A 365-nucleotide genomic window follows, 5' to 3' on the forward strand; every position below is an offset into this window, starting at 1 on the left:
ACCCCTTTTGACGCTTCGAACCTTGCCCCTGGCAACGACAGCGGCGTAGGTCGCAACCGCTTGACCGACTATTCTGCTGCTACCAACCAGGAAAAACTCGAGGGAACCCTGGTGCATTTCCAGGGGGACAATATCGGGAGTTGGGCCGGGCAACCCAGAGGCAATGAACTCTATTGGGAACTTGAAGTTCCCAACGGCACCTATGCGGTAACCCTGGGACTTGGGGATGCCGATTCTAATAATACGGATAGCCGGCACAGTGCTACCGTCGAAGGATATACGATTATCCCGGCCTTGACACCTGTCCCGGGAGAAGTACGTACGGCTACCATGATCGTCGAAGTAACCGATGGATTGCTCACCAT

The 365-nt window shown here is 54.8% G+C and carries 1 protein-coding gene; it reads left to right on the plus strand.

Annotation, left to right across the window (positions count from 1 at the left end; translation table 11 throughout):
* Positions 1-365: hypothetical protein (locus QU605_RS15385; RefSeq protein WP_289726211.1), on the plus strand; the 365-nt coding region annotated here is incomplete at both ends.

Source organism: Robiginitalea aurantiaca (genome assembly GCF_030380815.1).
Lineage (GTDB): Bacteria > Bacteroidota > Bacteroidia > Flavobacteriales > Flavobacteriaceae > Robiginitalea > Robiginitalea aurantiaca.